Here is a 7,502-nt window from a genome sequence, read left to right as displayed (position 1 = left end):
TTGACGAGCGCGATCTCCGCGAGGCCGCCGAAGTTGGTCTCGAAGCCCCAGATCCGCTGCTCGGGGTCGAGCATCGTGTCGTTGTGGCCGTCACTGGACTCCAGCTCGACGGACAGGCAGTGCGCGACGACCTCGTCGCCGGGCTGCCAGGCGTTGACGCCGGGGCCGGTGCGCAGGACGACGCCCGCCAGGTCGGAGCCGATGATGTGGTACGGCAGGTCGTGGCGCTTGGTGAGCTCGGAGAGCCTGCCGTACCGCTCCAGGAAGCTGAAGGTGGAGACCGGCTCGAAGATGGAGGTCCACACGGAGTTGTAGTTGACCGAGGAGGCCATCACGGCCACCAGCGCCTCACCGGGCCCGAGTTCGGGCAGCGGCACGTCGTCGACGTGCAGCGACTTGCGCGGGTCCTTCTCGCGGGTGGTGAGACCGGCGAACATCTCGGTCTCGTCCTTGTGCACGGTCACCGCGCGGTAGGACTCGGGGAGGGGCAGTGCGGCGAAGTCCGCGGACGTGGTGTCCGGCGACTGAATCGCGTCCAGGATTTCCTTCACGGTGATGCCTCCGGCGAAGAACGTCTTGAGGGAAGACGTCGAGGGGAACGTCGGGAAAGTGGTGCTGTGGAGGTGTGCCGTCGGTTCGGCCGGGGTGGTGCTGGCAGCGCTGGGTGGTGCGCGGGATTGCCTGTGACGCAGGCGTCCGGGCGCGCGAGGCGCGATGGCCTTGCGGGGACAGCCGGCGTACGAGAGATCTCTGCACGCCGGCCGCCCGGACAACATCAACGTATGACACCGCGTGCCAAGTCGCAAGACACTGAGTGCCAACAATTTCTCTCAGATGACATCGGCCGTTCACAGATGAGCGATGATCGATCGATGGGCCCTGTCAGGGGACGGAAAAAGCCCGCCCTGCCCGACGGACAGCGTCGGGCAGGGCGGGCTTCGCGCGAGGTCCCGGGTGGCGGAGGCCGCCGGGCGGCTCAGCGGGCCTTGAGGGTCCGCTCGATGGTGCGCATGATCTCCTCCAGCGGAGCGTCCGTACGGGCCACGGTGACCAGAACGTCGCCGGTGGTGCTCGCCGTCGCGGCAGGGGGCTTGGCGGGGGCCGTCGCGCCGGCGGCGCGCCCCGCGCCTATGCCCGTACCGAACGTGTCCCGGACGATCGCGAAGGCGTGGTCGAGCTGCGCCTCCACGTCCCCCTGGCCCCCGGCCCGCAGCCAGCGGCGCAGCACGTGGTTGTGTGCCGTCACGACCGCGGACGCGGCCACCTCGGCCAGCAGCGGGTCGTCGTTGCCGTCGTGGTGGTCCCGCTCATCGAAATGGCCCAGCAGATAGCGCGTGAACAGCCGCTCGTAACGGGCCACCGAGGCGATCTCGCGCTCCCGGAGGGTGGGCACCTCGCGGGTGAGGCGGTAGCGCTCCACCGACACCGCCGGGGACGCGGCGTACATCTTCATGACTTCCTTGATGCCGCGGCACACCGTGTCGAGCGGGTGCTCGTGCGCGGGGGCGGCGTTCAGCACCGCCTCCGCCCGCACCAGGGTGTCGTCGTGGTCGGGGAAGATCGCCTCTTCCTTGGAGCGGAAGTGGCGGAAGAAGGTGCGCCGGGCCACCCCGGCCGCGGCGGCGATCTCGTCGACCGTCGTCGCTTCGTACCCCTTGGTCGCGAACAGTTCCATGGCGGCGGCGGCCAGTTCGCGGCGCATTTTGAGCCGCTGGGCGGCGGCGCGGCTGCCCGCGGCACTCTCGGGGGCGTCGGGCGTGGCGGTGGCACGGGGAGGCCGGCGGGCGGAGTCAGCGGGCTGGGACATGACCTGAACGTACTGCATTTGTGCAGGAGGCCGCGCCTGTGGGGCCGTCCGGGAGGCCGGGCCGCCCGCACCGTCGAGCAGCCCGCCCCACTCCCCGTACGGCTCAGCGCCGGGCATATTCGCGGAAGCCGCGCCCCGTCTTGCGGCCGAGACAGCCCGCCGCCACCAGGTGCTCCAGGAGCGGCGCCGGGGCCAGCCCCGGGTCGCGGAACTCGCGGTGCAGGACCTTCTCGATCGCCAGCGAGACGTCCAGCCCGACCACGTCGAGGAGCTCGAAGGGCCCCATCGGGTAGCCGCCGCCGAGCTTCATCGCGGCGTCGATGTCGTCGAGCGACGCGTAGTGCTGCTCGACCATCTTGATCGCGTTGTTCAGGTACGGGAAGAGCAGCGCGTTCACGATGAAACCGGCCCGGTCGCCGCAGTCCACCGGGTGCTTGCGGATCTTCGTGGTGACCTGGCGGACGGTGGCGTGGACGTCGTCGGCGGTCAGGACCGTCCGCACGATCTCCACCAGCTTCATGGCCGGCGCCGGGTTGAAGAAGTGCATCCCGATCACGTCCTGCGGGCGCGAGGTGGCGCGGGCGCAGGCGACGACGGGCAGGGAGGAGGTCGTGGTGGCCAGGACCGCGCCGGGCTTGCAGACCTTGTCCAGGGTCGCGAAGAGCTGCTGCTTGATCTCCAGGTCCTCGGCGACCGCCTCCACCGCCAGGTCCACCTCGGCGAAGGCGTCCAGCGAGCCGGCCGGGGTGATGCGGGCCAGGGTGTCGTCGCGCGCCTCGGCGGTCATCCGGCCCTTGTCGACGGAGCGGGCCAGGGACTTGGCGATCCGCGCCGTGGCGGTCTCGGCCTTCTCCAGGGAGCGGGCGGCGAGCACCACGTCGTATCCGGCCTTCGCGAAGACCTCCGCGATGCCGCTCGCCATGGTGCCGGAGCCGGCCACGCCGACGGACCGGACCTCACGGGCCGCCGCGTCAGGGCCGCCCGTCTCCAGCGGGGTCAGCGCGTCGCGGACCACGACGCCGCTGCCCGGCGCCTCGTACGTGTAGAAACCCCGCCCCGACTTGCGGCCGGTCAGCCCCGCCTCGCTGAGCTGCTTCAGGATCGGCGCGGGGGCGTGCAGCCGGTCGCGCGACTCGGCGTACATGGCGTCCAGGACGGTACGGGCGGTGTCGATGCCGATCAGGTCGAGCAGGGCCAGCGGGCCCATCGGCAGGCCGCAGCCCAGCTTCATCGCGGCGTCGATGTCCTCGCGGGAGGCGTACTTCGCCTCGTACATCGCGGCGGCCTGGTTCAGGTAGCCGAAGAGCAGTCCGTCCGCGACGAAACCGGGCCGGTCGCCGACCGCGACGGGCTCCTTGCCGAGCTGGTGCGCCAGGTCGGTGACGGCGGCGACGGCCTGCGGGGCGGTCAGCACCGAGGAGACCACCTCGACCAGCTTCATCGCCGGGGCGGGGTTGAAGAAGTGCAGGCCGAGCACGCGCTCGGGGCGCGCGGAGTCGGCGGCGAGCCGGGTCACCGACAGGGCGTTCGTGCCGGTGGCGAGGATCGCGTCGGGGCGGACGACGGCGTCCAGCGCCCGGAAGACCTGCTGCTTGATCTCGTACGACTCGGGCACGACCTCGATGACCAGGTCGGCGTCGGCCGCCGCCTGGAGGTCGGAGAAGGTACGGAAACGAGCGAGGATGTCGCGCCGCTCCTCCTCGGTGATCCGCTCACGCGCCACGGAGCGGGCGGTGGCGGCCTCCAGGGTGGTGATGGCGCGGGCGGCGGCGGCCTCGCTGATGTCGATGCCGATGACCTCGCGGCCGGCCCGGGTCAGGACCTCGGCGATACCGGTGCCCATCGTGCCGAGACCGACGACGGCGATGGTGGAGAGAGGGGTGTCCATCACGGGACTCCAGGGATGAGTGACGACTGATGAGGGGCGCGCGCGGAGGTACCGGGGGTACGACCGGGAGGCGGCGTACGCGGGTGCGGGCGGATGGCGCGCACGGCATGGTGCTGTCGCGGTGAGGAGAACCGACGGACTCTGTCCCGGAGCCACGTCGTACAAGGTGCCGAACCGACAAGGCACTCGCGGCGGCTGCGTCACCAGGCCGCCTTGAGGGTGCGGGGGGTACCCGCTCACTTGAGATTAACTGGCGGGTAACGAGCGCGCCAGTCCTGGGAAGTGGCCGGAACATGTGATCTGGATCGCGGTGGGGCTGGATACTGACAGCCATGGACGCCACGGACGGCACGGACGGCACGGACGGCACGGACGAGGAGTTCAGGTCGCTCGCGCACCGGCTGCGCGACGAGGCCGGCGGGTCACCCGCGTACGAGCGGTTGCTCACCGTCCAGGATCACGACGAGCTCGCCGCCGTCCTGACCGGGCCCGGTCAGGCCCTGTGGGCCCGGGAGATCGCCGCCTTCCGGCTGGGCATCGCCGGTGACCGGCGCGCCTTCGAGGCGCTGGTCCTGCTCCTCAACCACCGGGACCCCGAGCGCTGCGTCTCCGCCGCCCACGCCCTGAGCAGGCTGGGCGACCCGCGCACGCCGAAGGCGGCCGCCGCGCTCGCCACCAACGAGCTGCGCGTCGCCTACGCCCTGCTGCCCGTCCGGCTGCTCGCCTGGCTGCGCGCACCGGAGTCCGTACCGGCGCTGATCACCGTCCTGGAGCGCCGCCTCGCGGTCGGCGACCCGCACTGGCGGGTGGGCGTCGCCTGCGCCGAAGGGCTCGGCGCCCTGGGCGACCCCCGCGCCCGCCCGGTCCTCGAAGCCGCCCGCGCGCATCCCCGGCTCGCCGCGGCGGCGGCGGAAGCCCTGAGGCGCCTGCCGGCCCGGGGGTGAGGGCGGGGCGCCGTCGCGGGGCGGTGTCGGTGGCCGTCGTGCGGGTCGGGCGGCGGCCCGGGACGCATGGGCGCCGGGCTGAGGGCGCCGTGCGCGGGTCGGGCGGCGGCCCGGGGCACGCGGGGGCCCGGCCGAGTAACCGGGCGTCGGTGGGGCGACTGGCGCGTGGGCGACCGGCCGAGGGCGGCGTGGGACGTGCGGGTCGGGCGGTGGCCGTCCGGTCGTGCGGGGCTTCGGGCCGAGCAACCGGGCGTCGGCGGGGCGCCGGCGCGCGGGCCGCAGCAAAGGGTGGCGGCCGGTCAGGGTGCCAGGGGGCGGGTGTAGCGGACCTCCGGCACGGCGACCCCCGCCACGTGCCACGGCTCCTCCGCTCCGTCCGGTGCGAAGCCGGCCTTCTCGTAGAACCGCCGGGCGCGGGTGTTGTCCTTCAGCACCCACAACCGCATCGCCCCGTACCCCTCCCGGGCCGCACGGGCCGCCGACTCCGCCATGAGGGCACGCCCCACGCCCGTCGAGAGCTGGTCCGGCCGCGCGTACAGCGCGTACAGCTCCGCCTCCCCGGTCGTGGCCTGCCCGTCCCGGTACGGCCCGTAGCACGCCCAGCCGACCACCGAACCCCCGCGCTCGGCGACCAGGTTGACGGCACGGGTGCCGTCCTGGGCGAAGTGCCTCCGGCGGGCCTCCGCGTCGGCCTCGACGGTCATCGCCGCCAGGTACCACCTCGGTATCAGCCCGTCGTACGCCGCCTGCCAGCCGCGCACCCGGACTTCGGCGACGGCTTCGCAGTCGGCCTCCACCATGTCCCGTACCCGGACGGCCTCCGTCATGGCCGGGGCCCCTCGGGCAGGACCGCGAACGCCTCGATCTCGACGAGCAGTTCGGGCCGGAACAGCGCCGCGACCTGGACCGCCGAGCTGGCAGGCGGACGCGCGGTGTCGATCACCTCGTCCCGGGCCGCCCGCACCGCCGGCAGGTGGGCCACGTCCGTGACGAAGTACGTCAGCTTCACCACGTCGTCGAAACCGGCGCCCGCCGCGGCCAGGCACCGCCGCAGGTTCTCGAAGACCTGGCGGGCCTGAGCGCCCGCGTCGCCCTCGCCGACCACCCGGCCGTCCGCGTCGAAGGCGCACTGACCGGATATCGCGATGAACCGGCCGCTCCCCCAGACGACATGGCTGTAACCGGAACCGGGGGCGACACCGTCAGGGGCGTGCACGTGGGTGAGGTGGTTGTTCATGCGCCTCATCCTCGCGCACGCCACTGACAATCAGCGCCTCACCCGTGCCCGAGCAGCCCGTGCAGCGCCGCGCCGCCGGTACGGGCGACAGGCTCCGCGCCACCCCGGGCCGTCTTCGCCGGCTGCGGGTCGGGCGTCGCCGCGCACACCGCGTCCGCCGCTCCGCGCCCGCCGCCCCGTGGGACCGCGCCCGTCTCCAGGTAGCGGGCCAGGTACCGGTCCAGGCACGCGTTCCCGGCCAGCGTGACCGCGTGGTTCCCGCCGCCCTGCTCGACCACCAGGCTGGAGCGGCGCAGTTGGCGGTGGACGGAGACACCGCCCTCGTACGGAGTGGCCGCGTCCTCCGTCGCCTGGAACAGCAGCACCGGCGGTAGGGCGTCGTTCGCCAGGTCCGGTACCGCCATGGAGTCGACCGGCCAGAAGGCGCAGGGCGCGTTGTACCAGGCGTTGTTCCAGGTGGAGAAGGGCGCCTTGCCGTACACCTCCCAGTTGTCGCGGTGCCACACCCCCCAGTCCTTCGGCCAGTCGGCGTCACGGCACTGCACGGCCGCGTAGACCGAGTAGCTGTTGTCGCTCGCGGCGTCCGGGGAGGACAGGGTCTTGTGGGCCGCGACGAGCGGGTCGGGGTCGTTGTCGTTCACGTACGCCGAGAACGCCTCGGCGAGCGTGGGCCAGAAGCCGTTGAAGTACCCGCCCGGCAGGAAGGTGTCCTCCAGCTCGGCCGGGCCGATCTTCTGGCCCGCCGGCTTCTTGCGCAGCGCCTCGCGCATCGCGTACCAGCGCGCCTCGACCTTCGCCGGGTCGGTGCCCAGCCGGTACGTGGTGTGGTGCTTGGCCACCCATGCCGTGAACGCCTTGTGGCGGGCGTCGAAGGCCACGTCCTGCGCGAGGTTGAGGCGGTACCAGACCGCGTGCGGATCGACCACCGAGTCCAGGACGGCCCGCCGTACCCGGTGCGGGAAGAGCTTGGCGTAGACGGTGCCGAGGTACGTCCCGTACGAGTACCCGAAGTAGTTGATCCGCTCCGCGCCGAGCGCCTGCCGGACGACGTCGAGATCCCGGGCCGCGTTCACCGTGCTCATGTGCCGCAGCAGGCCGCCGTACTTGTCGCCGCACGCCTTGGCGAACGACGCGGCCCTGGCCAGGTTCACCCGCTCGTCCCGCTGGTCGCGCGGCACCGAGTCCGGCCGTACGGGCGTGAAGTAGCCCGGCTTGCAGTCCAGCGCGGGCCGGCTCGCGCCCACGCCCCGCGGGTCGAAGCCGATGACGTCGTACTGCGCCGCCACCTTCGCCGGCAGGGACGCCGCGACGAACCCGGCCATCGTGCGCCCGCTGGCCCCCGGACCGCCCGGGTTGACGAGCAGGGGCCCCTGGAAGGTCTTGGCGGTGTGCGGGACCCGGGACAGCGCGAGGGTGATCCGCTCGCCGTCCGGATCGTCGTGGTCCAGCGGCACGTGTACCGACGCGCACTGGAGCCGGGGGTACTGCTTGGTGGCGCACCCCTTCCACACGAGCGGGCCGGAGGGTTCCCGGGCGGACGGCTCCGCCGCCGACGGCACGGCGGTGACCGCGCCCGCCAGCAGCGCCCCGGCGGCGATCAGCACTCCTGCACGTTTCTGCATACGG

At 72.9% G+C, this 7,502-nt stretch carries 7 protein-coding genes; 1 reads left to right on the top strand and 6 read right to left on the bottom strand.

Annotated elements, in window-relative coordinates:
* The 3 genes from AB0J57_RS04525 to AB0J57_RS04515 form a co-directional block, all read right to left on the bottom strand.
* On the bottom strand, positions 1 to 551 hold a 551-nt coding region (locus tag AB0J57_RS04525), incomplete at its 3' end, for an alcohol dehydrogenase catalytic domain-containing protein (protein ID WP_366126422.1).
* Positions 552 to 976: 425 nt separating this feature from the next.
* Positions 977 to 1,807, bottom strand: coding sequence for a TetR family transcriptional regulator (locus AB0J57_RS04520; RefSeq protein WP_366126421.1), 831 nt, complete (start codon positions 1,805 to 1,807; stop codon positions 977 to 979).
* A gap of 103 nt (positions 1,808 to 1,910) precedes the next feature.
* A complete protein-coding gene (locus AB0J57_RS04515; RefSeq protein ID WP_366126420.1) occupies positions 1,911 to 3,695 on the bottom strand; it encodes a 3-hydroxybutyryl-CoA dehydrogenase in 1,785 nt (594 codons plus the stop codon).
* A 332-nt stretch (positions 3,696 to 4,027) separates the two neighbouring features.
* Here AB0J57_RS04515 and AB0J57_RS04510 point away from each other — a divergent pair, with 332 nt between their 5' ends.
* Positions 4,028 to 4,639, top strand: coding sequence for an adenylosuccinate lyase (locus tag AB0J57_RS04510; protein WP_366126419.1), 612 nt, complete (start codon positions 4,028 to 4,030; stop codon positions 4,637 to 4,639).
* Positions 4,640 to 4,938: 299 nt separating this feature from the next.
* Here AB0J57_RS04510 and AB0J57_RS04505 read toward each other — a convergent pair whose 3' ends face one another.
* From AB0J57_RS04505 to AB0J57_RS04495, 3 genes are read right to left on the bottom strand one after another with little or no spacing between them, the layout of a single operon-like run.
* Positions 4,939 to 5,466, bottom strand: a complete 528-nt coding sequence (locus AB0J57_RS04505) for a GNAT family N-acetyltransferase (protein ID WP_366126418.1) — start codon at positions 5,464 to 5,466, stop codon at positions 4,939 to 4,941.
* Positions 5,463 to 5,876 (bottom strand): RidA family protein, encoded by a 414-nt coding sequence (locus AB0J57_RS04500; protein ID WP_366126417.1) that lies wholly within the window; start codon positions 5,874 to 5,876, stop codon positions 5,463 to 5,465. The genes AB0J57_RS04505 and AB0J57_RS04500 overlap by 4 nt, the downstream gene beginning before the upstream one ends.
* Positions 5,877 to 5,914: 38 nt before the next feature.
* Entirely contained in the window at positions 5,915 to 7,498 is a 1,584-nt protein-coding gene (locus AB0J57_RS04495; protein ID WP_366126416.1) for an alpha/beta hydrolase, read from the bottom strand.
* Positions 7,499 to 7,502 lie beyond the last annotated feature (4 nt).

It is taken from the genome of Streptomyces sp. NPDC049837, assembly GCF_040674455.1.
In the GTDB taxonomy this organism is placed as follows: domain Bacteria; phylum Actinomycetota; class Actinomycetes; order Streptomycetales; family Streptomycetaceae; genus Streptomyces.
The sequence above is the reverse complement of the archived record's forward strand: the minus strand, read 5'-3'. Positions and strand labels throughout refer to the sequence as shown.